Raw genomic sequence first — 18402 nt, 5'->3', positions numbered from 1 at the left:
TCGTCACCGGATCTCCAGCTCGACCTTCTGCAACCAGCCATCAAGTTTGGGCGCGATCGCGTCCCAGTCGATCGGCTGCGCCTTGACCAATTTCGCGTTTGCCTGCACTGCGGCCGGCGATTTCGCGAGTGCGGCAGGCAGCACCGGAACCTGGCCGAACTGCTTGGCATAGGCGGCCATGACATCGGCCGAGCCGAACCAGTCGACAAAGCCCTTTGCCTGCTCCAGCTGATCGGTTCCCGCCATGATCGCCACGCCTTCGGAGATGACCGGGGTACCGCCTTCCGTGTCAATGACCCTGACTTGGGTGCCGAGCTCGTTTGCCATTTTCATAGCGCCGCCGAGCCAGTTCAGATTGATGGTCGCCCCACCGGACTTGAACGCCTCCTTTTGAGCATCCGCGTCACCGACGACGATCGCGTTCGCATAAAATGCGTTGAGAAAATCCCATCCGGCCTGAGTGACTTCGCCCTTGTCGTCGAGGAACCGTGCCAAGATGCCTGCCAAATAGATCCGCGTCGTCTGCCAGGCTGTGTTGCCGATCACGTACTTACCCTTGTATTCCTCCCTCGTCAGGTCGAGCCAGCTTTTCGGGGCCTGCGCCTCGGGAAGCTTGTCGGGGTCATAGGCGATGATGACAGGTGTACTCCAGAATTTGTGGACGATGCCTTCTGCGTCCTTGTATTGCGCCGGGAGGTCCGCCGCCCAGGCAGGTGAGTACGCCTGAAACAGACCGTTCTTCTTGAGCAGAGCCATGGACGTATCGACCATGCCGAGCACGACATCGGCCTGGGGGTTGTTCTTCTCGGCGATCAGCCGGTCGAAGAGTTCTCCTCCGGGGGCGCGCAGAAACTGCACGTCGTGACCGGCGGCTTTGGCTTGGTCGGTAATCCACTGGACGTTCTCTTCCCCCTGCGGCGAATAGACGACAAGGTTGTCGGCCACAGCCGGAAAAGCCATCGCCACCAGCATGGCGGTGGCCGCAAACACGCGTTTGATCTGATGCATGGTGTTCTCCGATTCGGTGTTTCCGGCCATCCCGGTTGAGCTCTTTTTATAGGGAGCCCATGACAGTTTAATTACATTGCGTAATTTAATATATATGGCAATAGCTGTTTGTGAACTGCGATTGAGGAACCCTCTTGAAACGGCTCGACCTTTCACGGAACCAACGACGGCTGGTCGAACTGATCTTCGTAGGCAAGGAGGTCGCGCGCGTCGAGCTGGCCGAGCGTTCCGGCATGACCGGCGCCTCGATAACACGGCTGATTGCCGATCTGATCGAGATGGGTCTTCTGATCGAGGTGGCCGAGCGTACCGGCGCGCAGGGCCAGCCCCGTCGTCGGCTGAGCTTGCGTGCTGACAGGCTTCTATCGGCCGGGATAACATTCTCAGTCTCCCACATGGAGGTGGCTATCGTCGATTTGGCAGGTAAGATTCTTGCCTCTCGGTCGGTCGACATAGAGACCAGCACGGCCTTGTCTGTGGCCAGGGCGGCGCAGGTGACAATCGCGGTCATGCTCGCGGACCTCGGCGTGTTCAAGGATCGTTTTCTCGGAATCGGCTGCTCGGTCCCCGGCAATTTTGGCACGATGTCGAATATCCTCAAGGCGCACAGCTTCTTTCCCGCTTTTGATGACGGCGAGGCAGACAAAGCCTTTAAGGCGACTTTCGAGGCGCCATATTACATCGAGAACGATGGAACAGCCGCGGCGCTCGGAGAGTATGTTTTCGGCGGCCGAATACCGCAGCCCGATCCCATGTTCTGCATTCACATCGGCCACGGTGTCGGAGGAGGGGTCGTCATTGACGGACGACCTTACCGCGGCGTCAATGGAAACGCCTGTCTACCGGGAGTTCTCTATCCCTACGACCATCCCCGCCCGTCAGGCCAGGACCTCTTGGCCATCCTCAATGAGGCCGGCTTCGTCGTCGGCGATTTTCCCGATCTTGAGCATTTGCCGGACAAGGCCGAAGCGACGTTGGAAGTGTGGGTTGAACGGGCCGGCGAGCAGCTTCGCGAGGCCGTGCGTGTGGTAACGGCCATGTTCGACCCGGCTCTGATCGTCCTTGGGGGACGGCTTCCGGAACCGGTGACAAACAAGCTGGTGAGCGCGATCTTGCGCCAGCCAATCCTTGGCCCATCGCGCGGCTTGCAGGCTGCGCCTGTCGAGGCGTCCCGATTGGGGCCTCGCGCCGGGGCAATTGGGGCAGCCTGCATTCCGTTCTTTGCCGCGCTTTTCTCCGCCGCCGTCGCAGATGACGGCAGTCCCTACCTCAACGGTCGAAAGCCCAAGACCCGCACCTAGGAATGGAAGCAGACCCTAGCGTTTCCACTAGCCTGCAGATGAATGTCTTCCTTATGAGGCGGCTCCTGCCGGCAGGAGCCTGACGGCGACATGCCGCATGCCCCAAGATTCTTCGAACTTCGCAGAACAACTTTCAAACCTCGTCTGCCTGGGTGGTTTTTGGGGCGGGTGCTCGGCCCTTCAAAGATCAATTCGCACGCACTTGAAATCTCGGACGTCAACTGTCATATTTGACGCGACAGTTGACACAGGAGGCGAACATGGCGACTACGGCGGATAAAGTCGTTACGGAAGCGAGAGGCGGCGGTCTCCAACGGGTGGAAGCACTGCTTGGCGGGTCCCGTATATTGTCGCGTCGATTGACCAGTGCCCTTGACGCGCATGAGCTGCTTCTACTCGGTCTGCCGGCCTCAGCGCTAAACCACCTCGTCGGACAACTGGTCTTCATCAACAAGACGGCGTCGCTCGAAAAGGCCGTTGGTATGAGCCTGCGAACCTGGCAGCGCCGCAAAGACGCTCCATCCAAGCCCCTTAGCCAGGAGCAGAGCGGACGGACTTGGAAATTCGCAGAGATCCTGGCGAAAGCGACGGATGTCCTCGGCACGCAGGCGGAAGCTGAACAATGGCTGGAGCGCCCGGCGGTCGGTCTCGACCAGCGCCGTCCGATCGATCTGCTGGGCACTCCCGCCGGCGTGGAACTGGTCGAAGACTATCTGGAGCGGCTTGAATACGGCGTTTATGCATGACGCCTCTGCCGATAGCGCTCGGAGGAACGGAACTCATTGCGTGGCGGCTCGACCAGGCCGTCCATGCCGCGACATGGAATAGTGGCGAAGGTGCCTATCGGGTCGGCGGCCGCTGGAACAGCAAGGGCGTAAGAGCAGTGTACTGCTCGATCGATCCCGCCACGGCTATCCTCGAAGTCGCCGTGCATAAGGGTTTTCGCGCCCTCGACACAGTTGCCCACACATTAACCGCCGCTGTCCTCAGCGATGCATCGACTATCCATGTCGTCGATCCTGCAAGCGTGCCCAATCCGAACTGGCTGCGCCCCGGCATACCAAGCGCGGGTCAGCAGGCATTCGGGGATGACCTCTTGATGAAACATCCCATCGTGGCTATGCCAAGCGCGGTCTCTTCATATAGCTGGAACCTCATCTTCGTGGCCAGCGAGGCGGCAACTTCCTACACGCTCAAGTTCCAGGAAGCATTTGCCCTCGACACAAGGCTGCATCCCCCGGTCAGCAAATAACATGGGGGTGGGTGCGATCTTCACAGGCCTCCCGCCCGACCAGTTGGTGAAGCTCGGTACGGGCCATTACCATTTCGATGCCGTTTAGGATGATCGCGGCTGCGCGCATAGCAGGATCACTGACTGGTCGAACTGGCGGCCCTTGACCATCTAATCCTTCGAAAATGTCGCCATAGCGCCGGTAATCAAAACGTTGCAACACATCGCTTACAGCCGGGCTCGAATGAAAGCGATGCTGTCGGCGAGCGCGCGTGCGGGGTCATCGAGTTCATGGACAGCCGGCGAGAATGGCTCGAAGGAGAGGGGGCCGGCGTAGCCCGCGCTTTGCAATGCACGGATCTGGCCGATATTGTCGAGGCGGTCTTTCTCATCCACGAGCACGCGATGCGGATCGCGCATGTCGTCGACCCCCACCTCCTCATCGGCGACACCCGAAATGTGGACGAGGCCGGTCATCTCCGCAAACAGCGCCGGCTCGCCAGCGAGGAAATGATGAAATGTGTCGTGCACCAGCCCCAAGGCGCCCACGCCGTCGATGTCCGCGATGGCGTCCGCCGCCTCTCGTTTTGAGCGCAGGGAGCAGATGGCGAAGCCCAGCGGCTCGACCAGGCCGACCACGCCGCGGTCGCTCAGGATCGGCTTCAGGCCTCGAAGGGCAGTCCTTGCGTTCTTCTGACGTTCCCCGTCCGCCCGTCCCGAGCCATCGTTGACCGGAACGAGGACCAGCGCTGCCGCGCCTGCGGCCTGCGCATAGTCGGCGAGTTCGATCGCCTCGGCCTCGCGGGCCGGCGTCCATTCGTTGAAGCGCTGCAGCGCGTTGATGCTGATCAGGGACACTCCCGCATTGCGGGCCTGGCCGCCGATTTCGGCCGCGGGCGTGCCGTCCATGATGGCGTTGCCTGCAAGATCGTTGCGGATTTCCGCCTGCGCCGCACCCACCTTGCGGCAGAGCGCGAAGAACGCGTCCATACGCAGCGAGGGCGCTGCCATATGGTTGAGTGCGAACGACGGCAATCGAGCAGTTGGCATCCGATATTCCCTCCCGTTTTGATGCCGGTCATTTTCACCGGCGCGGCTGCCGATCCCATCATCCGGCGGCAAGATACAGTCAACTCGCCGTGATTATTTTCTATCATCCATGATAGATTCTATTGCAGGGACGCCTAGATATTTTCCGGCACATGGATGTCGAAGGGCAGGAAAGTCTGTCCCGGCGCGTTGGCGGCGCCGTCCTGGATGGCATGCGCCATGAGATTGACGAGATCGCTGCTCAGCCGGGCCAGCGGCGTTGCGAGCACCATGGTGATGATGTTGTTGGCGAGTGCGGCGCGTGACTCGGGCGTTATCTCGTTGCAGATCAAGACCGGGGGCTGGGCGGGCATGGCCGTTCTCACTGCCGTGATAGCGCCCTCCATGCCACCACCGGCTATGTAGCATCCGACGAGATCGGGATGCCTCTCGAGCAGGTCGAGCATCGCCTGATGGGTAAGACCGGCCGTTTCAAGATTGACCAAGGTCTCAAGCACAGTGAAATCCGGCGCATGCTCCCGAAAATAGGCGCGCACGCCGATCTCGCGCAACTCTTGGCCGTGAAAGCGATGACTGCCGACAAACACGGCGACCTTGCCCGGCCGCCTGGCGCATTGCGCGATCATCCACGCGGCGGTGCGTCCTACCTTGCGGTTGTTGAGGCCCACATAGCCTTCGCGAACGCCTGGAGCGAAATCGGACAGAAGTGAAAACACCGGAATCCCGCGGGCCTTCAAGCTTTCCACGGCGACCGTGATCGTCGGATGATCAGGGCTAACCAATGCAATGGCATTCGTTTTTGCTGCCAGTTTTTCCAGATGAACAACGATGTCCTCGGGAGCCTGGCTCGACCAGAAATCGATAACCGGAATTCCGCGGAACCGCGGCGCATGGATCGTCGCGGCCTCCAACTCGCGCGCAAACTCCTGGTAGAAATGCTGCTCGGGCTTCTGCAGAAGAAAGCCCAGCCGGTATTCCGGGAGATCTTGGCGGATCCGCTGCTTGATCAGGGTCACGGCGTGGTAGCCGATAACGGTCGCCGCCTCATAGACCCGCTGCGCTGTCTCCTCGCGCACCGGCAGGCGGTTGTTCAAAACCCGGTCGACCGTCGCCACGCTGACCCCTGATGCCCGGGCCAAATCCGAAACCGTTGGGCGCTTGGCCAAGGCAGTCTCCTTTTGAGGATTTCGAAAGAATGATAGTAGATGATAGAAAAATTGCAAGTGGCGTTGATGGAAATGATTGAATTTGGTAGCTCTCTTTCAGGAAAGCTTATCAGTCTTGGTTCCAGCCTGAAAAGGAAGGTCATGATCAGCGCAGCCGCCACAGCCGAAGACTATAGTCCGACGAAACGAGACTGGGTTCTGATAGGGCGCGAAGCGCAGCGCGCCGGTGAGCACCACACGATCCCGATGGGATCGTGCCATGCGCTGCCGAAGCTGAACTGTCTGATCAAACGCGACCTGCCGTCGCCGTCCGCTCCGACCGGCTGCCGCGAAATAGGCCTTCCTGCGCCAGTGGCGCGACGAAGACTGCCCTTGTCATCAAGCGCGATCTGCCGCCGATGGCGCGGCGGTGTCGCGAACAGTTCCACGCCGAAACCAAGGTTGCCTCAGACCACCAGCCTCCCAAGGCTACGGAGGCGGCGGTCCGCCGCCGCCTCCGAACTTTGACCCAGACAAGATCCGCGCAGATGAAGGTGACCGATTGGATTGAGGCCTGCGGCGCAGGCGGGGGACGGACATCTGCTTTCGGCGAGCGGCATCGGCCCCGGCCACGCCCTGGCCCGCGACATTCGCCTGGCATCAGGCAGGCGGCCGGGCCCTCGAAACTGACGTCGCTCTGGTGAAAACGAAGGCGTTGCTGGCGGCATGATTACGCAAAATGGGAGGGGCAGCCGATGAGCAGGAAGAGACCGACAGTAGCGGATATCCGCGCCATGAAAGGCAAGTACCAGTTCACGATGATCCGCGTGGAGACGCTGGAAGAGTTGGAGGCTGCCGAGAAAGCCGGCGTCGACATGGTCTCGGTGCCGCCGGAGATGATGGTTCTTCCGCAGTTCCGCGAGGTTGCGCCAAGCCTGTTTGCGGTGCCGGGCGTCAATTTCTTCGAAGTCGGCACGGCGGACGATTTTGTACGCTGGGCTTTCGCGCTCTACAAGGCGAGCGCCGACGCCGTCTATTGCAGCGCCAGCCTGGCCACCGTGAAGCGGCTCGCTGACGAAGCCATTCCTGTAATCGGCCATGTCGGGCTGATCCCGTCGCGGGCCACCTGGACAGGCGGCTTCAAGGCAGTCGGCAAGTCGGCCGAAAGTGCCCTCAAAATATTCGACGCGGTCAAGGCGTACGAAGCGGCCGGCGCCTTCGGCGCGGAAATCGAGGTGGTGCCGGCCGAGGTCGCGGCCGCCATCAGCGAGCGCACGTCACTGTTCATGGTTTCCATGGGTGCTGGAACCGGCTGCGATTGCCAATATCTTTTCGGCGACGACCTGTTGGGCCAAAACCGCGGCCACGTGCCCAGGCACGCCAAGGCCTATCGCAACTTCGCAGCCGAGTTGGACCGCCTGCAGCGCGAGCGCATCGCGGCGTTCTCCGAGTTCGCCGCCGACGTGCGCAGCGGCATCTACCCCGAGCAGCGCCACGTCGTCGGTATCGAAGCGGGCGAACTGCGCCGCTTTTTCGATGGCCTGCCTGTCTCATGAACGCTCGTTGCGCACCAAAGCGATCACACCGTGGCGGACAAGATCCATGTACTGAGCCTTTCGTGCGACGACCACCCCCGCATCGTGGCCGGCGTCACCACCGACCTTGCGGCGATGGGCGCCAACATTGCCAAGCGCAACCAGTTCTGGAGCGCCAGACAAGCCGTTTCTTCATGCGGATCGCGGTCGCGGCACCGACCGGTGCGGTAAAGGACGATATCGAAGGGGCGCTGAAATCGCCTATCGAGCGCTTCGGCATGAAGGCGCCGCGCTCGTCGATCGTCGTCATGGTCTCAAAGTTCGACCAGGCACTCCCGCACATCCTCTGCCAGATCAAGGTCGGATGGCTGAACGCCGAGGTTGTGGCACCGACCAGGAGACCGAACGCGTGATCGGCCGCGACATCGAAAGCAGGGTGCTGGCGCGTGCGGTCAAGCTGCATCTGGAGACCGGCGTCATGCTCAACGGCCACAAGACGATCGTCTTCTAACCTTTCAGGCGCGGACGCGGGTGAACATGGATTTCGTCACGGCAAAACTGCCACCGAGGCCTTGGCGCTGAGGCACTTGCCGTTTCGATACGACCCCCGAACCGGGGGAGTTCCGGGAGGATCGGGCGCACCGGACGCCTTAAAATGGAGGAACTGACATGAAGAAACTGATTCTGGGCGCCGCAATCTCGGCGCTGATGACAACCTCGGCGCCGGCCGAGAACATCGGCGTATCGATGGCGCAGTTCGACGACAACTTCCTGACCGTTCTGCGCAACGGCATGATCGATTATGCCAAGACGCTTAACGGCGTGACGCTACAGGTGGAGGACGCACAGAACGACGTCGCCAAGCAGCAGAGCCAGATCCAGAACTTCATCGCTTCGGGCGTGAGCGCGATCATTGTCAACCCGGTCGACACGGACGCGACAACGGCGATGTCGAAGATCGCGGCCGATGCTGGCATTCCTCTGGTCTATGTCAACCGCCAACCGGTCAACGTCGACAAACTGCCGGAGAAGCAGGCGTTCGTCGCGTCGAACGAGGTCGAGTCGGGCACTTTGGAAACGAAGGAAATCTGCCGGCTGCTCAAGGAAGCCGGCAAGACCGAAGCGAACATCGTGGTGATGATGGGTGAACTGTCTAATCAGGCGGCACGCCAGCGCACACAGGACATCCACGACGTGATCGCGACGCCCGAATGCTCGTTCATGAAGATCGTCGAGGAGCAGACCGCCAACTGGTCGCGCACCCAGGGCACCGACCTTGTCAGCAACTGGCTGTCGGCCGGCATCCAGTTCGACGCCGTCGTCGCCAACAATGACGAGATGGCGATCGGCGCCATCCAGGCGATGAAGGCCGCCGGAATCGACATGAAGACGATGCTAGTCGGCGGGGTCGACGCAACCGGGGATGCGCTTGCCGTGATGGCTGCCGGCGACCTCGACGTCACCGTGTTCCAGAACGCCGCCGGCCAGGGCCTTGGTTCGGTCGACGCGGCGCTGAAGCTCGCCAAGGGCGAGAAGGTCGACCAGAAGGTCTTCGTGCCGTTCGAGCTGGTAACGCCGGCCAATCTGGCGACCTACCAGAGCAAGAACTGATCCTGCTTGGCCAAAACTCTCTGGGCGCGCATCCGCGCGCCCAGCCGAAAATCACCCCCAGGAGGAGGAGCACGCCATGAGCAGTGCATCGACACCGGCCGCCGCCCGCGACAGGGCTTCGGCCGCAGGTTCCGAATATCTTTTGACCATCGAGAACGCGCGCAAGGAATTTCCCGGCGTCGTTGCACTGGACGACGTGTCGTTCAGGCTGCGGCCCGGAACGGTTCATGCACTGATGGGCGAGAACGGCGCGGGCAAGTCAACGCTGATGAAGATCATCGCCGGCATCTATCATCCCGACCGCGGTGAATTGCATCTGCGCGGCAAGCCTATCCAGCTGAAGTCGCCGCTGGACGCACTCGAGAACGGCATCGCCATGATCCATCAGGAACTGAACCTGATGCCCTACATGACGGTGGCGGAGAACATCTGGATCAGGCGCGAGCCACTGAATCGCTTCGGCCTCGTCGACCATACCACAATGAACAGGATGACGGCGGATCTGTTCCGGCGGCTCAACATCAACATCCATCCGCAGGTGCAGGTGCGCGATCTCACCGTCGCCAACCGGCAGATGGTCGAGATCGCCAAGGCCGTCTCCTACGAATCTGACGTGCTGATTATGGACGAACCGACATCGGCGCTGACCGAGCGCGAGGTCTCCCACCTGTTCACCATCATCCGCGACCTGAAAGCGCAAGGCAAAGGCATTATCTACATCACCCACAAGATGAACGAGCTGTTCGAGATCGCCGACGAGTTCTCGGTGTTCCGCGACGGCCGCTACATCGGCACGCACCTTTCGAGTGATGTGACCCGTGACGACATCATCCGCATGATGGTCGGGCGCGAGATCACACAGATGTTTCCGAAGGAGGAAGTCCCGATCGGCGAGGTCGTGCTGTCTGTGAAGAACCTGACGCTCGCCGGGGTCTTCACCGACGTCTCCTTCGATATCCGCGCCGGCGAAATCCTGGGCGTCGCCGGACTGGTGGGTTCGGGCCGCTCCAACGTCGCCGAAGCGATCTTCGGTGTGACGCCGGCGAGTTCGGGTTCCATAGAGATCCACGGCAAGCCGGTGACCATCTCGTCGCCGAACGTCGCAATTCGTCACCGCATGGCGCTGCTGACCGAGGACCGCAAGGAAACCGGTTGCCTGCTCATCCTCGACATCCTCGAGAACATGCAGATCGCCGTCCTGCAGCAAGACTACGTGTCACGCGGCTTCGTGGCCGAAAAGGGCATCACCAGCGCCTGCACGCTGATGAGCGAAACGCTGCGCGTCAAAACGCCAAATCTCGCGCAACGCATCGAAAACCTGTCCGGCGGCAACCAGCAGAAGGTGTTGATTGGGCGCTGGCTCCTGACCAAGCCGAGGATTCTCATCCTCGACGAGCCGACACGCGGCATCGACGTCGGCGCCAAGGCCGAGATTCATCGCTTGGTCACGGAACTCGCGCGCGATGGCGTGGCGGTGATGATGATCTCGTCGGAAATGCCCGAGGTGCTTGGCATGAGCGACCGCATCCTGGTCATGCACGAAGGACACGTCACGGGGATTCTCGATCGGGCGGAGGCGACACAGGTCAAGATCATGGAACTGGCTTCGAAATAGGACCCAAACACAACTAGGGAGGATACAACATGTCAACGAACAGCACATTGCCGGGACCCGCCGTTTTCACTGGGATCGGGGCCAACAGGCGCCGACTGCCGGTCGAAGCGAACATCCTTCTCATCTTGCTTGGAATTGCACTGGTGTTCGAACTGCTCGGCTGGATTTTCGTCGGCCAGAGCTTCCTGATGAATGCGCAACGCCTGAAGATCATGATCCTGCAGGTCTCGGTCATCGGCATCATTGCGGTGGGCGTCACCCAGGTCATCATCACCGGCGGCATTGACCTGTCGTCGGGTTCCATGGTTGGCCTGACTGCCATGATCGCGGCCAGCCTGGCGCAATCGTCGGCCTGGACCAAAGCACTCTATCCCTCGCTCACCGACTTGCCGTTTGTCATCCCGATCCTGGTCGGACTGGCAGTCGGCCTGCTCGCTGGCGTGTTCAACGGAGCGCTGATCGCCTACACCAAGATCCCGCCCTTCATCGCGACGCTGGGCACGATGGTGTCCGCGCGGGGCTTGTGCAAGTGGTACACCAAGGGTCAACCGGTGTCGGGGCTGACCGACCAGTTCAACTTCATCGGCTCGGGCATCTGGCCGGTGGTGGTTTTTCTGGTAGTCGCCGTGATCTTCCACGTGGCGCTGCGCTATACGCGCTATGGCAAGTTCACCTACGCCATCGGCGCCAATGTGCAGGCCGCACGTGTCTCCGGCATCGACGTCGAGCGCCACCTGATAAAGGTCTATGCCGTCGCTGGTCTGCTCGCGGGCGTCGCCGGCATCGTCACCGCATCGCGCGCGCAAACTGCGCAGGCCGGAATGGGTGTGATGTACGAACTTGACGCAATTGCCGCGGCGGTGATCGGCGGCACCTCGCTGACCGGCGGCGTCGGCCGCATCACGGGCACGGTGATCGGCACGATCATTCTCGGCACGATGATGTCGGGCTTCACCTTCCTGCGCGTCGATGCTTTCTATCAGGAGATCATCAAGGGCCTGATCATTATCGCCGCCGTGATTGCCGACGTCTATCGCCAGAAGAGCCGCAAGACGTGATGCAGGAGGCTGCGCAGCCGCGGCTGCGCAGCCGCCACCCGTTTCTCATTGTGGCGAGGAGAGTTAAACATGACATACGAACCGGCGATCGGGATCGAACGGCTGGGAACCATCAAGGAAATTGCCGCGGCGGCGAGCGTTGGCGTCGGCACTGTGCACCGCGTACTGAAGGGGCAATCAAACGTCTCGTCATCTGCTTCGCGGACAGTCATGGATGCGGTCCGCAGGATCAATGAGCGGAAAATAAGCCTCGCGCGGATGGACGATCGCAGCTGACAGGAATTTCGGCAGGGGAACGCGCGTTCGCAGGCGTGACGAAAAGTTATGAGGCGATCGGATCAGATAGTATCACTGATCGCCTCCCAAGTGCTTTTGAAAAAAGAAGGTTCCTATGAGACGATCGGAGTCATTGCTGCTGCTCTCGATCTAGCCGTCTTTGGCACAGGCAAGCGAGAGAAAGGGCCGACAAGCCAATTGGCGCGGCCTTCAGCCGCGCCAAGAACGCAAGCCCTCCGTTACCCGGCGACGTCAAAGGATTTTGCCCGTTTGATGTCGACGGTCAGTTCGTCGATCTTGTATCCGGTCGGCGCGATGGCGAGGTGCTGAAAGAAGGTGGATGGTTTTTCGTCATTGCCGAAATTAATTGAAAAATCCAACCTTTAGGGCGCGGATGAACTGCTGCAAATCTCTGCTTCAACAAGGAGATTTGGCCAATCATGCAAATATCGGTTTCGAAGATTGCTGCTTATGCGTTGACGCTGTCCCTTGGCGGCGTCGGCAGCCCAGGCCGGTGAGACACTCGACCGGGTTCACAAGACCGGTGTCGTGGTCGATGCCCTGGTCAATGACTATCCGCCCTTTGCCTTCATCAACGACAAGAACGAACTGGACGGTTTCGATGTCGACGTGGCGAAGGCGTTCGCCGAAAAGCTCGGCGCCAAGCTGAAGCTGGAATCGCCCGGGTGGGAAACCATTGTCGGCGGCAAGTGGGCCGGTCGCTGGGATGTTGGCATCACATCGACGACGCCCACCGAAGACCGGGCCAAGGTGCTGAACTTTCCGGTGATCTACTACAGCGTTCCGGCCGTGCTTGTGGTCAATTCCCAGGAGCAGACCATCAAGTCCGTGGCGGACATTTCCGGCAAGCGCGTCGGCGTCGGATCGGGCTCGTCATACGAAGCCTACGTCAATCGCAACTTCACCATTCCCGGCCAACCGGCGATCGAGTTTCCCTTCCATGACGTGCAGGTCGTGCCGGGCGACGAGACCGTGAATTTCCAGAATCTGGCCCTCGGACCGGGCGTGCGCCTTGACGCCATCGTCGCTTCTGCCGGCACCGCCAAGGGTCAGATAGACGCAACGGGCAAGCTCAAGGTGCTGGGCGATCCGTTGTTTGCCGAGCCGAACGCCATCGTCACCGACAAGGGCGATCCGGAATGGGACGCGGAGGTCAAACGCGTCATCGTGGAACTGAAGACGGGAGGAAAGCTCGCCGCCATTTCGAACAAATGGTTCGGCGTGGACATCACAAAAAATGTCGATTGAACCCGGCTCGGCGGGTCTCGCTGCAGACCTCGTCGCGGTCACGCGGGGTGTTCAGCCGATCACGCAGAAATGGAGTTTCCGGTTCAAGGTCTGGCTGACCTGGGCGACACTGTTTCTGGTGCTATGCGTTGGGCTCGGCAGCCTCGGTCTCGACTTCGGCCTCATCCGCCAAAAGCTGCCGTTCATGCTCGGCTTGCGTTTGTCTCCAGACGGCTTCGTCCAAGGCGTCGCGCTCACGCTGCTGGTGACGGCCTTGTCGATGATTTTTGCCGTGAGCGCGGGAATACTCACCGCGCTCGGGCGCCTGTCGACCAATCCGGTCGCCTTTGGCGTGGCGACATTCTACGCGTCTTTCTTTCGCGGCACGCCGTTGCTGGTGCAGGTCTTGCTGATCTATCTGGCGCTGCCGCAGTTCGGCATCATTCTGTCGGCGTTTACCTCCGGTATTCTGGCACTCTCGCTGAACTATGCGGCCTATCTTGCCGAGACGATCCGGGCAGGCATCTCCTCGGTGGATCGTGGACAGCGCGAGGCGGCCTTGTCGCTCGGGCTATCCCGACAAGTGATCGCCTGGAAGATCATCGCTCCGCAAGCCATGCGCGTCATCATCCCGCCTGGCGGAGCCCATTTCATTTCGATGCTGAAGGATTCCTCGCTGGTGTCGATCATGGGCCTATGGGAGCTGAATTTTCTCGCCCAGTCTTACGGCCGCGCAACTTTCCACTACATGGAAATGCTGCTGACCGCGGCTGTGCTTTATTGGGCGCTCTCGATCGGGCTCGAACTCGTCCAGCATAGGCTTGAAGTGAAATTCGGCCGCGGCTACCGGGCCGTCTAGCTTCTCATTCGCTGACATCCAACGGACCTTAAATCATGACTGATCACCTTAACGACTTCACCATTCTGGACGGCGGCATGGGTCGTCTTCTGGAACGCCTGGGCGCTCCGTTTCGGTTGCCTGAGTGGTCGGCGCTGTCGCTGATCGAGGCGCCGCATTTCGTGACCAAGGCGCACACGGCATTTGCCGGTAGCGGTGCGGATATCATCACCACCAATTCCTACGGCCTGGTGCCGCATATGATCGGCAGGGAGCGTTTCGAGAAAGAGGGGCGCGCGCTTGCGGATCGCGCCGGTCGTATCGCCCGCGAAGTCGCCGACCGCCTGCCTGGCGACATCAGGGTCGCGGGGTCGTTGCCGCCGCTGTTTGAAAGCTACAGGCCGGGCAATTTCAAGCCCGACGAGGCGCCGCGCATCCTCGAAAGCCTGGTTGAGGGGCTTGCTCCCCACATCGATCTTTGGCTCATCGAGACGCAAAGCTCCACCGCCGAGGCATTGACGGCGCTCGCGGCGGTCAAGAACTCACGTTTGCCGATTTTTGTCTCCTACACGCTGAAGGATGAGGACGGGCGAGCCGGCCCGCCGGAGCTGCGATCCGGCGAGCCGGTTGCCGATGCGGTCGCGGCGACGATCGAGGCCGGAGCATCGGGGATCTTGTTCAATTGCAGTCAGCCCGAGGTCATGGGCGAGGCGGTCGTGGCGTCCCGCAAGGCGATCGTCGCATTGGGCAGTCGCAAGATAGAACTTGGCGTCTACGCCAATGCCTTTCTGCCCGAACCGCCTTCCGACACGCCGTATGCAGGTATTTCGGAGATCAGGAAGGATCTGGACCCCGAGAACTATCTCAAATGGGTGAAGCTGTGGGTGGAGCAGGGAGCGACGATCATCGGTGGTTGCTGCGGCATAGGCCCCGAACATATCGCGGCAATCAAGGCAAGCCGCGATCTGGTGCCATCCGGCCAAGACGTCGTCTAGTCGACTGCTTCCGGAACCGCAAAGGACAATTTTGAATGAGCGGCGTGAAGGTCACAACAGGGCAGACCGGCACCACAGCAACACTGCGCCCAGATGAGCAGCTATCTCGTACGGCCTTTTAGGCAGTGAGAATCTTGAACTGCTCGGCGATTGACGGGCATGGAGTGTAGCCAAACTTCGCCTGTCGCTTTCGCACCCCCTTGTGGAAGAATCAGGCCATGCCGGAAACACCGTCCGGACCAGAATCTTTCCGCCCACTTCAAGCGTCTGGAACTATCGGCAGGGGATTCAGTTCTGTCGCGTCGAAGTCTCATAAGACCGCAGTCGGGAGCTGCAGCGGGGTCTCTGCTGCCGAAGCCGTCAGGCCCAAACGCCGCCAGCCGAGTGCCGGCGCGATGGTCTCGATGAAATCTGTGATGATCTGCTCGTATTCATGCTGCTCGAATTCGTAGGGCAATTCGAGCCGCAATTCGTCTACCTTGTCCAGGATCGGGTCGCTGGCAAGTTGCTCCAGAATCTGTTCGGATGTGCCAACGATGTCCCGGGCAAAAAGCGTCCGCCGCTCGCCATGCGCCTTCAAGGTGCGCTCGTGGCGTCCGGCCGCATAGTCGGCATAGCGTTTCCTCGTGCTTGCATCGGCGCGGTCGAACGGCACGATCACCCTGCCCAACGCCACGCGAGCTCGCCTCTCGCTTTGCTGGGCAAAGAAAGTCTCCAACTGGTGCAATTGCGCTTCAAAGAAATTGTCGGTTCCCTCGCCGGATGTGACATTGCCGATCAACAGGTTGAGACCATTGCGACCGGTCCATTCAACCGATCTGAGCGAGCCGCCACCATACCAGATCCTTTCGAGGAGACCGGGTGCATGCGGCTGCAGGCGAGGGCGCACGCGGCCGCCGGGAAATTCGATGATCGCGCCGGGTTCGCCGATCGGACCGCCACGCAAATTGTTGACGAAGCGCAGCACGCGCTCATGCGAGAAATCGAAACTCCGCCAGTCGCTGTCGAAGACAAGCGGCCCGAGGATCTCGGCATGCGGCGGGAAGCCGGCGCTCAGGCCAACATTCAATCGGCCGCGTGACAGCACGTCGACCGTCGAAAGATCCTCGGCCAGGCGGTAGGGGCTTTCGTAGCCGATCGGGATCACGGCGGTGCCCAGTTCAATGCGGCTTGTGCGTTGCGTGGCGGCGGCCAGAAAGGCGGCCGCCGACGAAATGCCGGGCTCGAGATGACGCTGCCGCACCCAGGCGCCATCATAGCCGAGCCGCTCGCCAAGCTCGAACAGCTGGAGTGTTTTCTCAAGCCCTGAATGCGGATCACTGTCAGGATAGTTGCCGGGTGTGAGGAAGGCGAGCTTGCGGATGCTGCACGAGATTGACGTCAAGGCCGCTGCCTCCCTTTTGCGGTCTGTCCCATGCCAGCCCCTAGTACTTCTTCAGCCCCGGCGGATTGGTCCGCGACTGCGCGATCTGTTCGGCGGAAAGGCTCCATCTTGCGAGCGCCTTCGCATAGCTCCCATCCTTGATGGTCTCGTTGAGCGCTGCGGTGATGCTATCGGCGATGCCGCTATCCTTCTTCGTGGTGACCCCGACATCGGTCGTCAGCGGCCAGCCGGCGTTGATGGTTCCGACCAACCGGGTTTCGCCGGTCAGCGCTGCCTGATAGGCTTGGGCCGAATTCATCGAGAAAATCGTGTCGGCGCGGCCGGAGCGGATTGCCAGGCTCGATGCGGCGGTGTCGTCGAGATAGATGATCTCGACCGGCTTCAGTCCGGCTTCGACATCCAGCGTGCTCCATTCCAGAATGATCTTTTCCTGGATCGTGCCGGCATCGGTGATGACGCGCAGCCCGGCAATGTCCTTCGGCTCCTTGATCGCGGTGATCGGGCTGTCATTCCTGACATAGAAACCGTGCAGGCCTTGCCGGTAGCTCGAAAAATCGAACTTCAGCTTGCGCTCTTCAGTGACGCCGACATTGCTGATGACGGCATCGTATTTTCCCGACGTCAGGCCGAGCGGCCAGTCTTCCCAGGCCACCGCAACGAGGTTGAGTTTCCTGCCGAGCTTGTCGGCAATAAGTTGGGCGATATCAGGATCGGCCCCGACGACGGTTGCCGCATCGGTCGCGTAGGTGGCAACCGGCGGTGTCCCACCGGGAGCGATGCCAACCGTCAAAACGCCGTCCTCGACGAATTTGAAACGCGCCGGGATCAACGCAATCAAAGCAGGATCTTTCTCGGCGCGCGGGCGCGCCGACTGTTGGGGGCTGAGGTCAAACGGCTCCGATGCGAGCGACACCAGAGAGGCTGCCAGGAACGCCGAAATGCCGATGAAGGCCGGTATCGCTTTGGTTCTCAAGAACATTGAATTTCCCAATTTCTCGCGGTGTTGCCTGTGCACGTCGTGCGCACGCATGCATGACGGAAGAGGCGGACCCCGATTGCGTCCGCCTTCAATGCGTTTTGGCTCAGCTGTTGGGCTTCGGCAGGCCGGGCGGGTTGGTGTGCGATTGGTCGATGGCCTCGGCGGTCAGGCTCCATTTCTTCAGCACCTCACCATATTTGCCACTGGCGATCAGCTCGTTGATGGCCAGCGTAATGGCATCGGCGAGACCGCCGCCCTTGCGCGTCGCCACTGCGATCTCGGCGGTCAGAGGCCAGCCGCCGCTGACGATGCCGACCAGCTTGGTTTTGCCGCTGACGGCGGCAGAGTAAGCAAGCGTGGCGTTCGGATTGAACTCGGCATCGGCGCGGCCCGACTGGATGGCGAGCTGGCTTGCCGCCGAATCGTCATAGTACTGGACCTCGACAGGCCTCAGCCCGGCCGCGACATTCTCGCGGTCCCATTCGAGCAGGACCTTTTCCTGATTGGTGCCGGCACCGGTGATCACCCTCAAGCCAGCGACGTCTTTCGGTTCCTTGATCGAGGTGATCTTGCTGTCGGCCTTCACATAGAAGCCGAGAACGTCCTGCCGATAGGTCGAGAAGTCGAACTTCTCCTTGCGCTCTTCCGTCACCGTCACGTTGCTGACGACGGCGTCATATTTCCCTGAGGCAAGGCCGAGCGGCCAGTCGGCCCAGGCGACCGGAACGAGATCAAGTTTCAGCCCCAGCGTTTCGGCGATCAGCACCGTGATGTCAGGATCGGTACCGACCACGGTCTTGGCATCGGTCGCGTAGGTGCCGACCGGCGGATCCCAAGGGCTGGTGGCGACCGTCAGATAGCCTTGCTTGGCGAATTTGAAACTCGGTGCGATTGCCGCGGCTGCCTTCTGGCTCCTTTCGGTGTGAATTCGGCCCGGCTGTTCGGGGGTGAGATCGAATTCCGCCGTCTGGGCGACGGAGGCAAAGGTAATGGCCGATAGGACCGCGCCGAAGGCGAGGGATAACGGCTTCCTGTACAAAGTCATGGGTCTCTCCTTGCATGATGGACGTGCGGGGTTGACGCTCCCCGAACGGGGAGCCTGGAAAGCCGGCGGTTCGCACATGGCGC

Annotated in this window: 18 protein-coding genes and 1 pseudogene; 13 read left to right on the top strand and 6 right to left on the bottom strand. The window is 60.9% G+C overall.

The window, feature by feature from the left end:
• Positions 1-3: 3 nt before the first annotated feature.
• Positions 4-1008 carry an extracellular solute-binding protein gene (locus tag CK227_RS15365; RefSeq protein ID WP_095774259.1) on the bottom strand — a complete coding sequence of 335 codons (1005 nt, stop codon included), beginning with the start codon at positions 1006-1008 and terminating at the stop codon, positions 4-6.
• Positions 1009-1142: 134 nt separating this feature from the next.
• Between CK227_RS15365 and CK227_RS15360 the strand changes: the two genes are divergently transcribed.
• From CK227_RS15360 to CK227_RS15350, 3 genes are all read left to right on the top strand, one after another.
• Positions 1143-2309 carry an ROK family transcriptional regulator gene (locus CK227_RS15360; RefSeq protein ID WP_095774082.1) on the top strand — a complete coding sequence of 389 codons (1167 nt, stop codon included), beginning with the start codon at positions 1143-1145 and terminating at the stop codon, positions 2307-2309.
• Positions 2310-2569: 260 nt separating this feature from the next.
• A complete protein-coding gene (locus CK227_RS15355) occupies positions 2570-3055 on the top strand; it encodes an antitoxin Xre/MbcA/ParS toxin-binding domain-containing protein (protein WP_095774260.1) in 486 nt (161 codons plus the stop codon).
• Positions 3052-3561, top strand: a complete 510-nt coding sequence (locus tag CK227_RS15350; protein WP_095774083.1) for an RES domain-containing protein — start codon at positions 3052-3054, stop codon at positions 3559-3561. Before CK227_RS15355 ends, CK227_RS15350 begins: the two co-directional genes overlap by 4 nt.
• A 207-nt stretch (positions 3562-3768) precedes the next feature.
• Here CK227_RS15350 and CK227_RS15345 read toward each other — a convergent pair whose 3' ends face one another.
• Positions 3769-4590 carry a TIM barrel protein gene (locus CK227_RS15345; RefSeq protein ID WP_095774084.1) on the bottom strand — a complete coding sequence of 274 codons (822 nt, stop codon included), beginning with the start codon at positions 4588-4590 and terminating at the stop codon, positions 3769-3771.
• Between the two features lie 134 nt (positions 4591-4724).
• On the bottom strand, positions 4725-5756 hold the full coding sequence (locus tag CK227_RS15340; RefSeq protein WP_095774085.1) for a LacI family DNA-binding transcriptional regulator: 1032 nt from the start codon (positions 5754-5756) through the stop codon (positions 4725-4727).
• Positions 5757-5795: 39 nt separating this feature from the next.
• Between CK227_RS15340 and CK227_RS36185 the strand changes: the two genes are divergently transcribed.
• From CK227_RS36185 to CK227_RS15295, 10 genes and pseudogenes are all read left to right on the top strand, one after another.
• On the top strand, positions 5796-6263 hold the full coding sequence (locus tag CK227_RS36185; protein ID WP_142887133.1) for a hypothetical protein: 468 nt from the start codon (positions 5796-5798) through the stop codon (positions 6261-6263).
• Between the two features lie 227 nt (positions 6264-6490).
• On the top strand, positions 6491-7291 hold the full coding sequence (locus tag CK227_RS15335) for a 3-methyl-2-oxobutanoate hydroxymethyltransferase (RefSeq protein ID WP_095774086.1): 801 nt from the start codon (positions 6491-6493) through the stop codon (positions 7289-7291).
• 30 nt (positions 7292-7321) lie between these two features.
• Positions 7322-7781: pseudogene (locus CK227_RS15330) on the top strand (hypothetical protein).
• 158 nt (positions 7782-7939) lie between these two features.
• On the top strand, positions 7940-8881 hold the full coding sequence (locus CK227_RS15325; RefSeq protein WP_095774087.1) for a sugar ABC transporter substrate-binding protein: 942 nt from the start codon (positions 7940-7942) through the stop codon (positions 8879-8881).
• A 76-nt stretch (positions 8882-8957) separates the two neighbouring features.
• Positions 8958-10496 (top strand): sugar ABC transporter ATP-binding protein, encoded by a 1539-nt coding sequence (locus tag CK227_RS15320; RefSeq protein ID WP_095774088.1) that lies wholly within the window; start codon positions 8958-8960, stop codon positions 10494-10496.
• A 29-nt stretch (positions 10497-10525) separates the two neighbouring features.
• On the top strand, positions 10526-11554 hold the full coding sequence (locus tag CK227_RS15315) for an ABC transporter permease (protein WP_095774089.1): 1029 nt from the start codon (positions 10526-10528) through the stop codon (positions 11552-11554).
• Between the two features lie 69 nt (positions 11555-11623).
• Positions 11624-11830, top strand: a complete 207-nt coding sequence (locus CK227_RS15310; RefSeq protein ID WP_095774090.1) for a LacI family DNA-binding transcriptional regulator — start codon at positions 11624-11626, stop codon at positions 11828-11830.
• A gap of 489 nt (positions 11831-12319) precedes the next feature.
• On the top strand, positions 12320-13099 hold the full coding sequence (locus CK227_RS15305) for a transporter substrate-binding domain-containing protein (RefSeq protein ID WP_095774091.1): 780 nt from the start codon (positions 12320-12322) through the stop codon (positions 13097-13099).
• On the top strand, positions 13089-13937 hold the full coding sequence (locus CK227_RS15300; RefSeq protein ID WP_095774092.1) for an amino acid ABC transporter permease: 849 nt from the start codon (positions 13089-13091) through the stop codon (positions 13935-13937). The genes CK227_RS15305 and CK227_RS15300 overlap by 11 nt, the downstream gene beginning before the upstream one ends.
• 35 nt (positions 13938-13972) lie before the next feature.
• Positions 13973-14911, top strand: a complete 939-nt coding sequence (locus CK227_RS15295) for a homocysteine S-methyltransferase family protein (RefSeq protein ID WP_095774093.1) — start codon at positions 13973-13975, stop codon at positions 14909-14911.
• 310 nt (positions 14912-15221) lie between these two features.
• Here CK227_RS15295 and CK227_RS15290 read toward each other — a convergent pair whose 3' ends face one another.
• From CK227_RS15290 to CK227_RS15280, 3 genes are all read right to left on the bottom strand, one after another.
• Complete coding sequence (locus CK227_RS15290) at positions 15222-16295, bottom strand: LLM class flavin-dependent oxidoreductase (RefSeq protein ID WP_095774094.1); 1074 nt, start codon at positions 16293-16295, stop codon at positions 15222-15224.
• A gap of 40 nt (positions 16296-16335) precedes the next feature.
• Positions 16336-17274 carry an ABC transporter substrate-binding protein gene (locus tag CK227_RS15285; protein ID WP_095774095.1) on the bottom strand — a complete coding sequence of 313 codons (939 nt, stop codon included), beginning with the start codon at positions 17272-17274 and terminating at the stop codon, positions 16336-16338.
• 103 nt (positions 17275-17377) lie between these two features.
• Positions 17378-18319: an ABC transporter substrate-binding protein gene (locus CK227_RS15280; RefSeq protein ID WP_095774096.1), complete on the bottom strand. Its 942-nt coding sequence runs from the start codon at positions 18317-18319 to the stop codon at positions 17378-17380.
• Positions 18320-18402 lie beyond the last annotated feature (83 nt).

Origin of the sequence: Mesorhizobium sp. WSM4308 (assembly GCF_002294905.1) — a bacterium.
GTDB lineage: Bacteria > Pseudomonadota > Alphaproteobacteria > Rhizobiales > Rhizobiaceae > Mesorhizobium.
Note: the sequence above shows the minus strand (reverse complement) of the source record. Positions and strands in the feature narration are given on the sequence as shown.